The sequence below is a fragment of the Nocardia sp. NPDC050697 genome (assembly GCF_040654395.1).
In the GTDB taxonomy this organism is placed as follows: domain Bacteria; phylum Actinomycetota; class Actinomycetes; order Mycobacteriales; family Mycobacteriaceae; genus Nocardia.
The window spans coordinates 162,950-177,237 of record NZ_JBFAHY010000007.1; the positions used below are offsets into that span (position 1 = coordinate 162,950).

The 14,288-nt window shown below is 69.8% G+C and carries 20 protein-coding genes and 1 tRNA gene; 6 read left to right on the forward strand and 15 right to left on the reverse strand.

From position 1 onward, the window contains the following. Nucleotides 1–68 precede the first annotated feature (68 nt). Nucleotides 69–1,007, reverse strand: coding sequence for a hypothetical protein (locus AB0H71_RS24025; RefSeq protein WP_357024940.1), 939 nt, complete (start codon nucleotides 1,005–1,007; stop codon nucleotides 69–71). On the opposite strand from AB0H71_RS24025, the gene AB0H71_RS24030 reads away from it, so the two are divergent. Both AB0H71_RS24030 and AB0H71_RS24035 read left to right on the forward strand, forming a co-directional pair. Then, complete coding sequence (locus tag AB0H71_RS24030; RefSeq protein ID WP_357024943.1) at nucleotides 994–1,635, forward strand: uracil-DNA glycosylase; 642 nt, start codon at nucleotides 994–996, stop codon at nucleotides 1,633–1,635. The two genes, AB0H71_RS24025 and AB0H71_RS24030, sit on opposite strands and share 14 nt — an antisense overlap. After that, nucleotides 1,632–2,003 carry a hypothetical protein gene (locus AB0H71_RS24035; protein WP_357024946.1) on the forward strand — a complete coding sequence of 124 codons (372 nt, stop codon included), beginning with the start codon at nucleotides 1,632–1,634 and terminating at the stop codon, nucleotides 2,001–2,003. The genes AB0H71_RS24030 and AB0H71_RS24035 overlap by 4 nt, the downstream gene beginning before the upstream one ends. On the opposite strand, the gene AB0H71_RS24040 is transcribed toward AB0H71_RS24035, so the two are convergent. The 8 genes from AB0H71_RS24040 to AB0H71_RS24075 all read right to left on the reverse strand — a co-directional run bounded on the left by AB0H71_RS24040 (nucleotide 2,004) and on the right by AB0H71_RS24075 (nucleotide 6,799). After that, the gene (locus tag AB0H71_RS24040) at nucleotides 2,004–2,213 is read right to left on the reverse strand and encodes a DUF6374 family protein (protein WP_357024949.1); all 210 of its coding nucleotides are present in this window, start codon (nucleotides 2,211–2,213) and stop codon (nucleotides 2,004–2,006) included. 57 nt (nucleotides 2,214–2,270) lie between these two features. Next, nucleotides 2,271–2,597, reverse strand: a complete 327-nt coding sequence (locus AB0H71_RS24045; RefSeq protein ID WP_357024952.1) for a hypothetical protein — start codon at nucleotides 2,595–2,597, stop codon at nucleotides 2,271–2,273. A gap of 9 nt (nucleotides 2,598–2,606) precedes the next feature. After that, nucleotides 2,607–3,281, reverse strand: a complete 675-nt coding sequence (locus AB0H71_RS24050; protein ID WP_357024955.1) for a YdcF family protein — start codon at nucleotides 3,279–3,281, stop codon at nucleotides 2,607–2,609. A 5-nt stretch (nucleotides 3,282–3,286) separates the two neighbouring features. Continuing rightward, nucleotides 3,287–3,421, reverse strand: coding sequence for a hypothetical protein (locus AB0H71_RS24055; protein ID WP_357024958.1), 135 nt, complete (start codon nucleotides 3,419–3,421; stop codon nucleotides 3,287–3,289). Nucleotides 3,422–3,918: 497 nt separating this feature from the next. Further along, a complete protein-coding gene (locus AB0H71_RS24060) occupies nucleotides 3,919–4,401 on the reverse strand; it encodes a hypothetical protein (protein ID WP_357024960.1) in 483 nt (160 codons plus the stop codon). A 3-nt stretch (nucleotides 4,402–4,404) separates the two neighbouring features. Beyond that, complete coding sequence (locus AB0H71_RS24065; RefSeq protein WP_357024962.1) at nucleotides 4,405–4,854, reverse strand: type II toxin-antitoxin system antitoxin SocA domain-containing protein; 450 nt, start codon at nucleotides 4,852–4,854, stop codon at nucleotides 4,405–4,407. 462 nt (nucleotides 4,855–5,316) lie between these two features. Further along, nucleotides 5,317–6,312, reverse strand: a complete 996-nt coding sequence (locus tag AB0H71_RS24070) for an iron-containing redox enzyme family protein (protein WP_357024965.1) — start codon at nucleotides 6,310–6,312, stop codon at nucleotides 5,317–5,319. Nucleotides 6,313–6,340: 28 nt separating this feature from the next. Then, nucleotides 6,341–6,799, reverse strand: a complete 459-nt coding sequence (locus AB0H71_RS24075) for an SRPBCC family protein (protein ID WP_357024969.1) — start codon at nucleotides 6,797–6,799, stop codon at nucleotides 6,341–6,343. Between the two features lie 86 nt (nucleotides 6,800–6,885). Between AB0H71_RS24075 and AB0H71_RS24080 the strand changes: the two genes are divergently transcribed. The 4 genes from AB0H71_RS24080 (at nucleotide 6,886) to AB0H71_RS24095 (ending at nucleotide 10,541) form a co-directional block, all read left to right on the forward strand. Further along, the gene (locus AB0H71_RS24080; protein ID WP_357024972.1) at nucleotides 6,886–8,355 is read left to right on the forward strand and encodes a peptide MFS transporter; all 1,470 of its coding nucleotides are present in this window, start codon (nucleotides 6,886–6,888) and stop codon (nucleotides 8,353–8,355) included. A 19-nt stretch (nucleotides 8,356–8,374) separates the two neighbouring features. Next, nucleotides 8,375–9,859 (forward strand): amino acid permease, encoded by a 1,485-nt coding sequence (locus AB0H71_RS24085; RefSeq protein WP_357024976.1) that lies wholly within the window; start codon nucleotides 8,375–8,377, stop codon nucleotides 9,857–9,859. 70 nt (nucleotides 9,860–9,929) lie between these two features. Further along, nucleotides 9,930–10,400, forward strand: coding sequence for a hypothetical protein (locus tag AB0H71_RS24090; RefSeq protein ID WP_357024979.1), 471 nt, complete (start codon nucleotides 9,930–9,932; stop codon nucleotides 10,398–10,400). Between the two features lie 67 nt (nucleotides 10,401–10,467). Next, nucleotides 10,468–10,541: transfer RNA gene (locus tag AB0H71_RS24095), tRNA-Leu, on the forward strand. A gap of 143 nt (nucleotides 10,542–10,684) precedes the next feature. Here the strand turns inward: AB0H71_RS24095 and AB0H71_RS24100 are convergent. The 6 genes from AB0H71_RS24100 to AB0H71_RS24125 are packed head-to-tail and all read right to left on the reverse strand — an operon-like array spanning nucleotide 10,685 to nucleotide 14,279. After that, entirely contained in the window at nucleotides 10,685–10,897 is a 213-nt protein-coding gene (locus tag AB0H71_RS24100) for a CDGSH iron-sulfur domain-containing protein (protein ID WP_357024982.1), read from the reverse strand. Next, nucleotides 10,875–11,531: a HemK2/MTQ2 family protein methyltransferase gene (locus tag AB0H71_RS24105; protein ID WP_357024985.1), complete on the reverse strand. Its 657-nt coding sequence runs from the start codon at nucleotides 11,529–11,531 to the stop codon at nucleotides 10,875–10,877. Before AB0H71_RS24105 ends, AB0H71_RS24100 begins: the two co-directional genes overlap by 23 nt. Before the next feature lie 44 nt (nucleotides 11,532–11,575). Beyond that, on the reverse strand, nucleotides 11,576–12,226 hold the full coding sequence (locus tag AB0H71_RS24110) for a histidine phosphatase family protein (protein WP_357024987.1): 651 nt from the start codon (nucleotides 12,224–12,226) through the stop codon (nucleotides 11,576–11,578). A gap of 3 nt (nucleotides 12,227–12,229) precedes the next feature. Then, nucleotides 12,230–13,177, reverse strand: a complete 948-nt coding sequence (locus AB0H71_RS24115; protein WP_357024990.1) for a Ppx/GppA phosphatase family protein — start codon at nucleotides 13,175–13,177, stop codon at nucleotides 12,230–12,232. Further along, the gene (locus AB0H71_RS24120; protein WP_357024993.1) at nucleotides 13,174–13,698 is read right to left on the reverse strand and encodes a DUF501 domain-containing protein; all 525 of its coding nucleotides are present in this window, start codon (nucleotides 13,696–13,698) and stop codon (nucleotides 13,174–13,176) included. The genes AB0H71_RS24115 and AB0H71_RS24120 overlap by 4 nt, the downstream gene beginning before the upstream one ends. Next, nucleotides 13,695–14,279 (reverse strand): septum formation initiator family protein, encoded by a 585-nt coding sequence (locus AB0H71_RS24125; protein ID WP_357024996.1) that lies wholly within the window; start codon nucleotides 14,277–14,279, stop codon nucleotides 13,695–13,697. The genes AB0H71_RS24120 and AB0H71_RS24125 overlap by 4 nt, the downstream gene beginning before the upstream one ends. Nucleotides 14,280–14,288: the final 9 nt, after the last annotated feature.

Genomic DNA, 14,288 nt, shown 5'->3' on the forward strand with positions numbered 1-14,288 from the left:
TTCTCGCCAGGAGGATACGGATACCCCGTCGGTGTCACCGACTGCGAGCGCCGACGAGAAACGGAGTTTCACCCGATGTCCACCGGCAGGAACGCGCCCCGCGGGGTGACCAAGCGCGCTATCGCGGCCTTGATGTTCTGGAAGAAGGATTCGTCGGCAGGGGACGGTGGCGGTGCCGATTCCGCGGGCGCCGCACCGGCGGCGGTGGACCCGGCCGGGTCCGCCGCGTCTTCCGCCGCGCCCGCCGACACCGCGGCTGCCGGCGGCGCGCCGGTGACCGAACCGGCGAGTTCCGTGGCCGAGCCGGCGAGTTCCCTGGCCGAACCGACCAGTTCCGCAGCCGAGCCGGCTGCCCCCGTGGCGGAGCCGACCGGTTCTACTGCCGCAGCCACGCCCGTCACCGAGGTCGCGCCCGCCCCGGCTTCCGCTTCGTCCTCGGCGCCGACTGCCGCCGCCGGTGCCGAAGCGGCCGATGTCGCGCCGGCGAAGTCCGCGGAGAGTGCCGCGCCCGCCGCCGATGCGGACAGGGCCACGTCGACCAATGGTGCCGCTGCCGAGCCGGCAGGTGACGCCCCTGCGGCGGAGGCGCCGAGTACCCCGGCGCCCGAAGCCGACAGCGCTCCGTCGTCCACCCCCGCTGCCGCCGCGACACCGCCGGCCGAGCCCACTCCGCCCGCAGCGCCCGAGCCCGCCCCGGCCAAGAAGGCAGCTCCGCGCAAGAAGGCAGCGGCGAAGACCGCCGACCCGAGCGCACCGGCCAAGAAGACCGCAGCCAAGAAGACCACCGCGGCCAAGACCACGGCACCCGCGCCGGAAGCGGCGCCCGCGCCCGAGGGAACCGCCGAGCCCGGCCCGGCAGCAGCGCCGACCAAGGCCACCGCGGCCAGGGCAGCAGCAATCAAGGCGCCGGCGAAGAAGGCGCCCGCGAAGAAGACCGCAGCGGCGAAGTCCACCACCCCGCGCAAGACCGCACGCAAAACCGCCGCCCCCACGGTGGAGGAGCGCATCCTCACCCCCCGCCGCCTGGCGGACAGCACCTACCGCGACGAACAGCTCGCCACCCGCTACGAGGGCCCGATCACCCCCTTCAACCACCTGGTCGACCGCCTCGCCGAGGAGTCGGGCGAACCCCTCCCCCACCTCGCCCCCATCTACGGCGGCACCGAAGCCCGAGTCCTCTCCCTCTTCCGCGACCCGGGCCCCAAGACCCGCTCCGGCCAGGAAAGTAGCGGCCTCCTCTCCCTGGAGAACGACGACCAGGCCGCCGAACGCTACCTGGAGTTCTTCCAAACCTCCGGCTTGCGCATCAGCGACCTCATCACCTGGAACGCCTACCCCTGGTACACGACCCGCAAGCCCTCCACCGCCGACATCGACCGCGGAATCGCCCCCCTCGCACAGGTCATCGCCCTGCTCCCCAAGCTGAAGGTGGTCCTGGCCCACGGCCTCGACGCGCAGGCCGCCTGGCGCCGCTTCGAACGCCAGCACCCCGAGGTCGCGGGCAAACTCGTCGTCATCCCTACCTACCACACCAGCAAGCAGGCCCTCTTCACCCAGGACGAAGCCGTCCGCGCCCAGCGCGAGGACAAACTCCGCAGCGATTTCGCCAAGGCCGCGGAGCACCTCGCCGAGTGACCGAGGATCTCATCGGTACCTGGAGCTCCGACTACGGGTACCACTCCTCTATGCAGGACGAAGAGCTGGTGTTCTGCCCGGACGGTGAGGGTTCGGTGGCGTACGCGAGGCCCGGTTCGTCCGACCGCATCCTGTTCCGCTGGGTGCAGAGCGGCCCGGAATCCGTGCTGCTCACCCCGCACCGCTCGTACCGCGACGAGAACGGCGCGGTCACCGAGCGCGACGTCCCCGCCGCGGCCGAGTTCCACTACCGCCTGGAGCAGGGCATCCGCCCGCTCCTCGACCACCCGCTGCCGGTCCTGGTCGTGATCGAGCACTCCGGCTTCCTGGTCGCCGACTCCTACGCCCAGGTCACCGGCGCCCGCTGATCACCGATGCCTGCGCGGCCGGTCGCACACCTGCCGCGCGGGCGCGGGCGTGACCCCGGCATAGGCCCGCAGCGCCTCCCCGATCCGCCCCGCCGCCCGCTCCAGCTGCTCGGGCGAGAGCTGCTTGCCGAACGCGGCCGCGTCCAGCAGCTGCCGCTGCGTCTGCCGCAGATTCTCGGTGGCCCGATCGAGTGGGGATGGCTCAGGCATGGCACGACGCTACACCCTGGCGAACATATGTTCGAGTCGATCGGCCGATCAGTTCGGCTACGAATCCAGGTCGACCGTCCGCTGCGGATGGTCGGCGGTCCGAAGCGGCGAGTAACTGTCATTGGACCACTTCATGCGTCCTTCACGCACCGCCTCGTATTTACGCAGTTGCGGTGCGGAGGTGACGCGCAGGTTGCCGTCTCGCACGAAGCCCTCCGCCACCCAGCCGCACCCGCCGCGCTTGGCCAGGAACTGATCCTTGCGCCCCTGCGGTGGCAGCGTGGCGGCTGCGGCCAGGACGGTGTCGCGCTCGGACGCGGTGACGTCCGGGATCGAATTCGCCTCCGCGAAGTGCTGGCAGGTGCGCCAGAGTCCGTACACCACTTGCTCCCCTCATCGAATGAGCCGATCCGTGTAGCCTGCCGCGACCAGGATGTCGAGGGCGTCCCGCACGCCAGCGGGTACCTCCTGCTCGATGGCCAGCCCGCGCTCCGCGTACATCCAAACCCGCTGCGTCTCGCCGACGAGCGAGGTGAGCACCAGATCCAGGTCTCCGATCGACTCCACGTACTGGTCGAACGGCAGCGCGGTGAACGAGCACACCACCTTGACCTCCGGCCACACCTTCCGGCAGGTCGCATAGCCGCGCCGAGCCTGCTGCGGCTTCGTGATCAGCGTGACCGATCGGATGTCGCGCCCAGCGAGCAACTCCCGAGAGAACTCGATGTTCTGCCCGGTATTCGTGGCCTCGGGCTCCACCAGAATCGCCCCGTCCGGCACGCCGAGCTCCAGCGCGATCTCGCGATAATGCACCGCCTCCCCACGCGGGAATCGAACCGCGGTGATCGGCGTAGTCGCTCCGCTGAAGACGACCAGTGGAATCAGCCCCGCGTGGTAAAGCTCCGCCGCGTGGGTCGCGACGCTCGGATCGTGGCTACCGAGCCCGATCCCCACATCGGTCACCCGCCGCTCGTGCCGCAGCCGGTTGTACTCCCACAGCGTCTCCACCGCCCGCCCGATCGGTGCCGACATCACGCCGGTCGATAAAGCAATTCGGGAACTCTCCACACCCGTCACAATCTACGGATCACTCCGACCAGCGACCAGTTGATCACCACCTGCTGACCGGTGAGCAGATCCGTCTTCACGGACACTTCCTTCAACAGCTGATTGGCAACGAAGTACGGGCTGACTTCAGCCTCTGTCATCTCGACTCGGTACGTTCTCCCTGCGATATCGAACTCGACCGGAACTTGCACATCGGTCCGTCCCTTGTTACCCCATGCCACCGATTCAACCCTTTCGTTTCGAGAGAAGTTAGCACGACATCCCTTTGCGCTCTGTCGATCGTTCGACCGAACTTCGAACTCCGGGCCAGTGGGTCAAACCTGCCTCGTCTCGGTGTCGTATATTCTGCGACACCAGTCTCCGATACATGCGGCCACGGCGCTGAAATGTTTTATCGCAGCGAAAATAGGCAGAACGTTGCGCTCCCTATCTGCCCGGGTGGCACACGGGTTTCTGTGCGGGGAAAGTATGGGGCTGCACAAATTGCGAGAACAGCAGAACCGCCGATCAAATCGGACGATCCGTCGAAGCACGTCGCCACGTTCGAGGAGCGGTTCGACACCTACACAGCCGCGGCCCGGCCGGCTTGACGCGCTGACCTCCGATGTTCCTGCCCTGAGGCGACCGGGAATGTCCCTCAGGTGTTCCGCTTGGCCGAGGGCCAGATCTCGTGTTCCGGATCCCACCAAAGGGCCCAGAAATCGTCCGAGCCGTCACGGAGGAATCCGTACAGACGAGGCTTGCCGCCGATCCGCAGCCTGGCAATTTTGGTCTCGTCATCGAACTCCAGCTCCGTCAAACGGTCCCGTGCGGCCTTCGAAGGCAGTTTGTCGACGTCATACTGCTTGCCCTCGTCCTGCCCCGGCGCGAAGACGTGCTGACGCTGCATCGTCTCGAAATTCTGTAGACGATCGAGCAGATTACCCAGCTCGGTCCGGCCGATCCCGCTCAGGCACCAGGGGCCGCCGACGTCGAGCGTTGTCAGCCGAATACGCAGGCACCCGGCCTTGCCCTTCGGCTTGAAGACCTTGAAGTTCGGTGGGGGCACAGACTTGCCCTTCGCCGGAATTCCGACCTTCGGAGCTGGGACCTTCTTCTCGCGCTGCTTGTCGCGACCCAACGCCTACCCGTACTGAGCAGCGTCGAAGACGCCTTGGTAGTACTCCAGCATCGTGGCGAGGCTGATTTCCGCGTTTGAGCGAGCCCCGTCGGGCACCCCTTCGCGGGCCTCGATCCACGGACGCTCGGTGTGGGTCAGATTGCTCAGCTGGTGTGCGTCCAAGTGGCCGTACGAAGCCAGGACAGCGTCGACGGTCTGCAACTCGGACTCCGCGAGCTGGCCGACGGGCGCGAAGGTGTCTTCGTCCACTACGAACTGCCCGCGGTGCTGGGCGTAGAGCACGGGCACCACCGGACCGTTCGCCCACGCCTGAATCGGGGCGTCGAACAGCGGTTCACCATCGAAAACAAGGTGCCAACCCTGCGAGTAGTACACGAGCTTCTGCAGCTTCATCGCGGACATCGGACTGCGCTTGCTGAGGATGTAGCGGGCAACGTCCACCACGTGAGCCATGCTGCGACCTCCTCTCCTGCCGTGTCCTGCGTCGTGCACTGTGCTCATGTTTGTCCTGATTGTAGGCGAAACAGATGACAAATCTGGCACCTCCCAGTCACGGCATGGCTTTGAGAAGGGGCTTCTGACCTGCTGAAATTCAGTCCGCTGCGCCATTCGGCACCTGGTGACAAAATCAGCCTGTGGATAACCGGACGACAGCCACCGCGAGCCTGAGTGGTATCCACCGTCGAACCGCGTAACGCAGTATGCAGCAGCCGGACTCGGACGCGCGGCGCTTCGGCGGTCGGTCGAATGGTGGGCATCTGCGACCACCGAGCGGTGCGCTGACGCGGCAGCGGCAACCGAAGGGTGGTGCCGGCGCAGCTCCTGCATGGAGAGGGCGCGCCGGGCCGACTCGAATCGGCATCGAACTCCCGCGTGCACGAGGCGCCGAGTGGCGGCCCCGGGCAATGCACCCACCTACTCCAGCGGCTCGAGCAGGGAACTCTTTCCCGCCTCCCACGCCTCCAACAGCACCCGATCCACATGCTCCTCGAGCAGATTCGTCACCTGAATCCCGAACACCACCGACTCGGTGAGCTCCGGCTCCTCCGCCACCAGCGGCGCGATCACCTGATGCCGCATCACCTGCTCGTGCACCGCATCCGCCTCGACATGCTCCGCATAGAACCGCACACACTCAGGCGCAGCATCCAACCGCTCCAGTACGGAAACCATCCGCCGCGACCCGGGCGAAGAAGTGATCTCCACCGTCGCGAAGTGCCCGACCAGCGCCCCCCGCAACTCCCGATGCAACCCGAACAGCGACATCATGTTCACCAGCGCCAGCATCGGCGCGGGCACCACGTCCAGGTAGTGCAGATAGTCGTCGTTCAACCCGGCGGCACCCATCAGCTCCGCATAGAGCCGAGCGTGCACCCGATCCGCATGCCCACCCCCGTACTCGTCGAACTCCACCGCAACCAGCGCCGCCTTCGGCTCACCCCGCAACCGCGGAATAGCCCACGCATACGGATCCGCCTCTTTGTGGTGATAGATCGACCGATGCGTGAAGTACTCCTGGACGTGCCACCACTCGGCCCGCTCCAGCAGAAACGCCCCGACCCCGGCGGGTTCTCCCGGCTGCACCAGCAGCGCGCTCAGCTCGGCATCCAGATCATCCCCACCGGGGACATCGGCGCGCAGAGCGGCGAGAAAGCGACGCTCGAGTTCCGCGCGAACCGCGAGCAGCCCCGGGTCCCACTCCCACCCCGGCGCCACCCCGTCGAACCCCTGATAGTGCAGCTCGTACAGCGTGTAGAGCGCGAGGTGCAGATCATCGCCGTACGGATCGACGTCGTCCGCGGGCACGGAAATGGAGCTTCCCGGCTCCGAGCGCAGCGCCGCGAGCACGGCGGCGGAAAGGGCACCCCGGGCGCGCGGCAGGGCGAGACGGGTGCGAACGCTGGTCGTCATAGTGGCCGACTACCCCGATTACGCAGCTCTACCGGACCCCGGACCCCTTATCCGCCCGCCCGTGCATCAAATCGGCGAGCCGATTCAGCGACTCCCGGTTCCGCGGCGCGAGCAGAAGCCCCTGAGCGACGTCCGGCACGAACACGCCGGGCCCCTTGACGGCTTTCTCCGCCATCTCGATCCGGGTCCGCCCCGGCCCCTCCTCCTGGAGGGTCAGCCGGATATAGGCGGCCCCGAACGGCCACAGCCGCGCCTCCAGCTCCAACCGATACGGCTGCTGAACAGCGCGAACGGTGGTGTGGTCGCGCATGGTGAACGGCCACGGCCCCACGCTGTGGTGAATGCGCGAGCCGACGGCGGGCCACTCCGGGTCGACGGCGCGAATGTGCGAGGCGCCGACGACCCAGGACGAGTACAGCCAGCCATCGGTAAGTGTGGCGAACGCCTCGTCGATGGGTACTTCCACGGTGACACCGATCTCGATCACGGGCCCCGAATGCCCCCGCCCGACCGGACGAAACTTGCCGGGAGTGGTGACCGAACCGAGTCCGGCGGTGTGGGAAGGTGAGGCTCATGGCCGAGACAGCGAATATCGAGCAAGCGGAAGTGCCGGCGCGCACCTTCTTCGGCCATCCGATCGGCCTGACCAATCTGTTCGGCGTCGAGCTGTGGGAGCGCTTCTCCTTCTACGGCATGCTCACCATTCTCGGCTACTACCTGTACTACTCGGTGTCCGAGGGCGGGCTCGGGCTCGCGCAGGACACGGCCGTCGGCATCGTCGGCGCCTACGGCGGCCTGGTCTACCTCTCGACGGTGCTCGGCGGCTGGATCGCCGACCGGTTGCTGGGAATGGAGCGGACGGTCTTCTACGGCGGCGTTGTCGTGATGGCCGGGCACATCGCGCTCGCCCTGCTGCCCGGGCTCGCCGGGGTCGGCGTCGGGCTGGTGCTGGTCGCGCTCGGCAGCGGCGCGCTGAAGGCCAATGCCTCCTCGCTGCTCGGCACGCTCTACCCCAAGGGCGACCCCAGGGTGGACGGCGGCTTCACCCTCTTCTACCTCGGCATCAATATCGGCGCCTTCACCGGCCCGCTGCTCACCGGGTTGCTGCAGCGCGAGTGGGGCTTCCACTACGGCTTCGCCGCCGCCGCGATCGGCATGGCGCTCGGCCTCACCCAGTACGTGATCTTCCGGCGCAACCTCGGCACCGCGGGCCGCGAGGTGCCGAACCCGCTGCCGCGCCGGGCCATCGGACCGATCGCCGGGGCGCTCGTCGCGGTCGCGGTGCTCGTCGCGCTGGTCTGGGCGCTCGGCTGGGTGCGGCTCGGCAACCTGGCCGACGTCACCACCGGCGTCATCGCGGTCGCCTCGGTGGTCTACTTCGCGATCATCCTGCGCAGCCCCAAGGTGACGCCGGTCGAGCGCACCCGGGTGCGCGCCTTCATCCCGCTCTTCATCGCCAACGCGGTGTTCTGGTCGCTGTTCCAGCAGATCTTCACGGTGCTCGCGGTGTACTCGGACGAGCGGATGAACTGGTCCATCTTCGGCTGGACCGCGCCGTCCAGCTGGATCGGCTCGGTGGAGCCGGTGTGGATCATCGCGCTCTCCCCGCTCTTCGCCGCGCTCTGGACCCGGCTCGGCACCCGCGCGCCGGGCACCCCCGCCAAGTTCGCGCTCGGCGTGCTCGGCATGGGGCTCTCGTTCTGGCTCTTCCTGCCGTTCGCCGGCGGCGAGGGGCGCAGCACCCCGGCGGTGTTCGTGCTGCTCATCATGGCCGGGTTCGCCGTCTCGGAGCTGCTGATCTCGCCGATCGGGCTGGCCGTCACCACCCAGCTGGCGCCGGAGGCGTTCCGCGCGCAGATGATGGCGCTCTACTTCTTCTCCGTCGGCTTCGGCACCTCGATGGCGGGCGTGCTGGCTGGGTACTACGAGACCGATCGGGAATTCGCGTACTTCGGGCTGATCGGCGCGGTCGCCGTCGTCGCGGGGCTGATCATGGCCGCCCTCGCACCGTGGGTGCGCAGGCACATGGAGGGCGTGCATTGATTCGAGGAATGGAGTCACCATGACCACGACCCGCACCGGCGGGCTGTTCCGGACCAAGTCGGTGGAGCAGTCCATCCGCGACACCGACGAACCCGACGCCAAGCTGCGCAAGGAACTCACCGCCTGGGACCTCACCGTCTTCGGCGTCGCCGTCGTGGTCGGCGCGGGCATCTTCACGCTGACCGCGCGCACCGCGGGCAATGTCGCGGGGCCATCGGTCTCGCTGGCCTTCGTCTTCGCCGCCGTCGCCTGCGGGCTCACCGCGCTCTGCTACGCCGAGTTCGCCTCCACCGTCCCGGTCGCTGGCAGCGCCTACACCTACTCCTACGCCACCTTCGGCGAGCTGGTCGCCTGGATCATCGGCTGGGACCTCATCCTGGAGTTCGCGCTCGCCGCCTCGGTGGTGGCCAAGGGGTGGTCGCAGTACCTGGGCGAGGTATTCACCGGGGTCGAGCCGGTGGTCCACCTCGGGCCAGTCGAATTCGACTGGGGCGCGGTGGTTCTGCTAGCGGTGCTGACCGTGCTGCTGGTGATCGGCACCAAGGTGTCGTCCCGGGTCTCGGCCATCGCGGTGGCCATCAAGCTGGGCGTGATCGCGCTGGTGGTCGTGGTCGGGCTGACCTACTTCGACAAGGACAACCTGTCGCCCTACATCCCGCCGTCGCAGCCGGGCGAGGGCGAGGGCGGCTTGCACCAGTCGCTCTTCTCCTGGGTCACCGGCGCCGGGAGCAGCAACTTCGGCTGGTACGGGCTCCTCGCCGCCGCCAGCCTGGTGTTCTTCGCCTTCATCGGCTTCGACGTCGTCGCCACCACCGCCGAGGAGACCAAGGACCCGCAGCGCGCCGTCCCGCGCGGCATCCTCGGCTCGCTGGCCATCGTGACCGTGCTGTACGTGGTGGTCTCGCTGGTGCTCACCGGCATGGTGCCCTACACCGAACTGGCCGGCGAGGACTCCACCCTCGCCACCGCCTTCGCGCTGCGTGGCGCCGACTGGGCCCAGACGGTGATCTCCATCGGCGCGCTGGCCGGGCTCACCACCGTCGTCATGGTGCTGTTCCTCGGCCAGACCCGGGTGCTCTTCGCCATGTCCCGCGACGGGCTGATGCCGCGCGGCCTCGCCAAGACCGGCCGCTTCGGCACCCCCGCCCGGCTCACCGTGCTGGTCGGCGTCGTGTGCATGCTGCTCGCGGGCTTCGTACAGTTCGGCACGCTGGAGGAGATGGTGAACATCGGAACGCTCTTCGCGTTCGTGCTGGTCTCCATCGGCGTGCTGGTCCTGCGCCGCACCCGCCCCGATCTGGAGCGCGGCTTCCGGGTGCCGCTGGTGCCGTTCATCCCGATCCTCGGCGTGCTCGCCTGCCTGTGGCTCATGGTCAACCTCTCGGTCGAGACCTGGGTGCGCTTCCTGCTCTGGATGGCGATCGGCCTGCTGGTGTATTTTGCCTACGGACGACGGCATTCCCTGCTCAACCGCACGGCGACATCGAGTCCCGCTTCGGAATAGAGGCATCATGCGAAACCTGTGGAGACGGCGTTCCCCCGCACCGCGACCCGCCGCGCGCCGTCTCCCCGGGGTGACGCAGGTCAACGACTGGATCGACGCCGTCGCCACCGGCCTCTGCGACCACCGCCGCGAACCCGAGGCCGCCGCCGCCCGCGCCTGCGACGCCCTCTTCACCGCCGCCACCGTCGCCGCGGTCATGGTCGAGCGCGGCAGGCCGTGCCCCGAGTACCGCGCCGTGCACCAGCGCTGCCTCACCGGCGCCATCGAGTTCATGAAACTCCTCGGCGAGGACACCCTGCGCAGACACCGTGCCCAGACCCGCACCCCCCTCGGCTGGGACGAACTCGGCCCCGCCGACGCGGTGCAGATCGCCGAGCACCTCACCGGCCTCGGCGAGGCACTCCAGATCGCCCTGTGCGCCCTCACCACCGACCCGCGCGTCGGCCCCGACCTCCGCGAGGTCGCCGACGTGCACGGCCTCCCCGCCGCCGCCGTCATCGTCGACTCCTGCTTCTTCATCCGCGCCGACCCCGCGGTGTGAGCTCGGTATCGGACCCAGCGGTCGAATTCCGGTACAGGCGTACGGGTCCGGTACTCTTCTCCGGGGCGCCCCCATAGCCCAATTGGCAGAGGCAGCGGATTTAAAATCCGCCAAGTGTCGGTTCGAGTCCGACTGGGGGCACGGGCCGGGGTGTGTTTCGAGAAGCCCCGTCCGTGGGAACGATCAGGCAGCGGCGACCGTGAACCTGCGCTGCACGCACCGCGCCCCCTCGCCCTTATCGAGCGGAAGCTTGCCCGGACCTGGTCCGCTCGCTCAGCCTGCGCTCAGTCCTCGGTGCGACGCGCCCGCCGCCGGTGGCTGGTGTCGCAGAGCGGGTAGATGGCGCTGCGCTTGCAGCGGCAGAGCGCGACGAGGAAACGGTCGGACCGCACGACTGACCCGTCCTCGCCGACGATCTCCGCCGGCCCCTCGATCAGCGCCGGGCCACCCTGCTCCAGGGTGACCCGCCGACGCTCACTGCTCGATGCGGTCGGCACGAATCACCACCAGCTCCTCCACCCGCTGCCCGGGCGCGATCAACCCCGCCTCCTCCAGCCAGTCCGCGCGCCCGCGCATGACCGGCCCGAAGGAGGTGAGCGAGCGGGCGACGGTGGACGCCTTCAGCCCGGTTTCGCGGAGCATGCGCAGGGTGCGCTGCTCGTCGCAGAGTTCGGAGTGCACCATCAGCGCGACGCCGTTGGGGGCGAGCAGCGTGGGCAGCGTCGCGCAGAGGTCGTCCAGCACCGAGCGGCCGTCGAAGCCGGCGTCCCAGGCGCGGTCGGCCCCGCGGGCCGGGTCGGGGTCGGCGCAGGGGACGTAGGGCGGGTTGGAGAGGACCACGTCGAAGGTGCGGTCGCGCAGCACCTCACGGAAGTCGCCGCGGAGCAGTTCGACGGGGAGGCCGCGGGCCCGGCTGTTGAGCCAGGCAGTGGAGACGGCGCGGCGGGAGATGTCGACGGCCGTTACCTCGGCGGCTCCGGCGCGGGCGGCGGTCACCGCCAGGGCGCCGGTTCCGGTACAGATGTCGACCACCCGGGGGTTCCGGGGCAGGGCGGCATCGGCGAGGGCCCGTGCCAGCAACCAGGTGTCGGCTTGCGGGCGGTAGACGCCCGGGAGTCGGAGGAGGCGCACGGATCGCGAATACCTCCCATGATCAGGTCGAAACCAGGCGGGTTTCAGCTGGTCAGATGGGTGCGCACGTCGTAGGCGAGCAATCGGAAGCCGGTGGCGGGGTCACGCTGCCAGGAGGTGACCGAGCCGTTGCCGGCCAGGCCGCGTTCGGCCAGGGCGAGGATCTCGGCGTCCGGGAGGTGTTCCAGGACCTGGCGGAGCATGAGGACGACGGCGTCGTGGGCGACGATCAGGACCCGCTCCGGGCCGGGGCCGAGCAGCTCGGCGACGACGGCGCCGACCCGATCCGCCACGTCGCGGAACGACTCACCCTCCGGGGGCCGGTAGCCGAGCGGGTCGCGGTCCTCGGCGGCGGCCTCGTCGGGGTGCAGGAGCCGGGCTCGCTGCTGCGACATCACGCGGAACCGGCCGCGGTCGCGATCGTGCAGGCGGTCATCGATGCGGAACTCGGGCGCAGACCGCAGCTCGGCCACCGCGAGCTCCCAGGTGCGGCGGGCACGCGGGTACGGCGAACAGAGCACCAGGTCGGGGAGCTCCGGGAGCGCGGCGAAGCGGCGGCCGACATCGGTGGCCTGCCGCTCACCGCGCTCGGTCAGGAAGACCTCGGAGTCCGGCAGGTACGGCCGTGCCGCAGCGGGATCAGCGGCATTGATCGGCGTCTCACCGTGCCGGACGGCTTCCAGGTAGCGCAGCACGGCTCAGGCGATGGAGAGCGCGATCCCGTCGAGGATGTCGTGCTCGCTCACCACGAGCTCGGTGATCCCCGCCCGGCGGGACAGCTCGTCGGCCAGCGCACGGACGATGACGGCACCGCCGCCGATCACGTCGACCCGCCCGGGGTGCACCGGGCCGAGCGCGGCGCGCTGGTCGTGGTCGAGCGAGGTGAGCCGGTCCGCCACCGCGTACACCTGGTCCAGCGAGAGCCTGCTCAGGTGCACCTTCGAGGCGTCGTACTCGGGGAGTTCCAGCGCGACGGCGGCGATGGTGGTCATGGTCCCCGCGACCCCGACCCAGGTGCGCGCCTGCTCCACCGGCACCGCGGCGAACGCATCGGCCAGCCGCTCGCGGGCGAACTCGGTGGCGGCGTCGACCTGCTCGTCGGTGGGCGGGTTGCCGGGCATGGCTCGCTCGGTGATCCGCACGCACCCGATATCGGCGGAGAAGGCGGCGCGCACCCCGTCGGCGTCGCCGAAGACCAGCTCGGTGGAGCCGCCGCCCAGGTCCACCACCACGTACGGCGCCTCGTCGGCGGCGAGCTCCCCGATGGCCCCGGCGAACGACAGCCGAGCCTCCTCGTCACCGGTGATGACCTCGGCCTCGGCCCCGGGCACGACGGTGCCGAGCAGCTCGCGGGCCATCCCGAAGAACTCCTCGCGGTTCGAGGCGTCGCGGGTGGCGGAGGTGGCGACCATGCGCACCCTGTCGACCTTCGCCTCGCGCATGGCGGCGGCGTAGTCGGCCAGTGCGACCCGGGTGCGCTCGATGGCCTCGGGGGCGAAGGCGCCGGTGGCGTCGACGCCCTGGCCGAGCCGGACGATCCGCATCTCGCGGTGCACGTCGGCCAGGGTGCCGTCCGGCTGCACGTCGGCGATCAGCAGGCGAATGGAGTTGGTGCCGCAGTCCACGGCCGCTACCCGGTTGCTCATGAGTTCTCCTCTCGCAGGTCCCGGTACTCGGGCCAGTCGGCGGGGATGGCGGTGCCGCGCAGCCCGTGTTCGGCGGCGAGCGCCACCGACTCGTCGCCGAGCGGGTTCACGCCGGGCCCCTTGGCCAGTGCGTGCGCGATCAGGACGTGCAGGCACTTGACCCGGTCCGGCATGCCGCCGCCGGTGAAATCCGTTCCCAGCGGCTCGATCTCGTCGCGCTCGGCAAGGTAGCTGCGGTGCGCGGCCCGGTAGGCGGCGGCCAGGGTGGGGTCGGTGCCGAGCCGCTCGGTCATCTCGCGCATGACGCCCGCCGACTCCTGCCTGCTCGCCTCGGCGGTGAGCCGGGGGTCGGTCAGGTAGTAGAGCGTCGGGAAGGGGGTGCCGTCGGGGAGTTTGGGGGCGGTGCGCACGACCGCGGGCAGCCCGTCGGGGGTGCGGTAGGCGATGCCGAGCACGCCGCGGGGCTCCCGGCCCAGCTGCCGGGCGACGATCTCCAGGTCGTGCTGGGTGGGGGCGGTCACCGGGGTCCTTCCGGGGTGGGGGCGGGCCGGTCGAGGCTGCGCCAGAGGTCGGTGTACCAGGGGTCGGGTTCGCGCGAGCGGGTGGGCGCGGCGGCCACCGGCGGCGCCTCGATACCGGGCACCTGCACGATGTAGGGGGTCTCGCCGGGGAGCACGAGCCGCAGCCGGTCCCTGGCCTCGGCGCGGATGTAGGCGGGGTCCTGCTGCTGCACGCGGCGGTCGCGGAGCAGCGCGACGTCGTCCTCCAGCCGCTGCCGCTCGGCGGCCAGCTGCACCGCCTCGGCGCGCTGCGAGAAGTAGGTGCGCATGGGCACCGCGAGGGTGAGCGCGAGCCCGCAGACCACCATCGCCAGGATGACCGCGCGGCCGGTGGAGAGGCCGAGGAAGGTGCGCTCCGGCCGGTCCGCGCGGCGCGACCGGCGACCACCGTCGGCGAGCTTCTGCGCGCGCTTCTTCTCCGCTTCGGAGCGCCTGCGCGGCGCCCTGCCGTGATCGGCGGCGGGGCGGGAGCGGGCGGAGCGCGACGTGCGCCGATCGCCCCGGCCACCGGGGCCGGCGCCGCGCGTCCGCCGCTCCGTCATCCCCTACCG

Bases quoted from the DNA above. Each gene is read 5' to 3' on its own strand.
- AB0H71_RS24065 (WP_357024962.1), bottom strand. From the start codon at position 4,854: ATGGCTCACGTGGTGGACGTTGCCCGCTACATCCTCAGCAAGCGCAGT.
- AB0H71_RS24125 (WP_357024996.1), bottom strand. From the start codon at position 14,279: ATGACGGAGCGGCGGACGCGCGGCGCCGGCCCCGGTGGCCGGGGCGAT.
- AB0H71_RS24040 (WP_357024949.1), bottom strand. From the start codon at position 2,213: ATGCCTGAGCCATCCCCACTCGATCGGGCCACCGAGAATCTGCGGCAG.
- AB0H71_RS24115 (WP_357024990.1), bottom strand. From the start codon at position 13,177: ATGAGCAACCGGGTAGCGGCCGTGGACTGCGGCACCAACTCCATTCGC.
- AB0H71_RS24085 (WP_357024976.1), top strand. From the start codon at position 8,375: ATGACCACGACCCGCACCGGCGGGCTGTTCCGGACCAAGTCGGTGGAG.
- AB0H71_RS24025 (WP_357024940.1), bottom strand. From the start codon at position 1,007: ATGCGCTCCTCCACCGTGGGGGCGGCGGTTTTGCGTGCGGTCTTGCGC.
- AB0H71_RS24055 (WP_357024958.1), bottom strand. From the start codon at position 3,421: ATGACAGAGGCTGAAGTCAGCCCGTACTTCGTTGCCAATCAGCTGTTG.
- AB0H71_RS24080 (WP_357024972.1), top strand. From the start codon at position 6,886: ATGGCCGAGACAGCGAATATCGAGCAAGCGGAAGTGCCGGCGCGCACC.
- AB0H71_RS24070 (WP_357024965.1), bottom strand. From the start codon at position 6,312: ATGACGACCAGCGTTCGCACCCGTCTCGCCCTGCCGCGCGCCCGGGGT.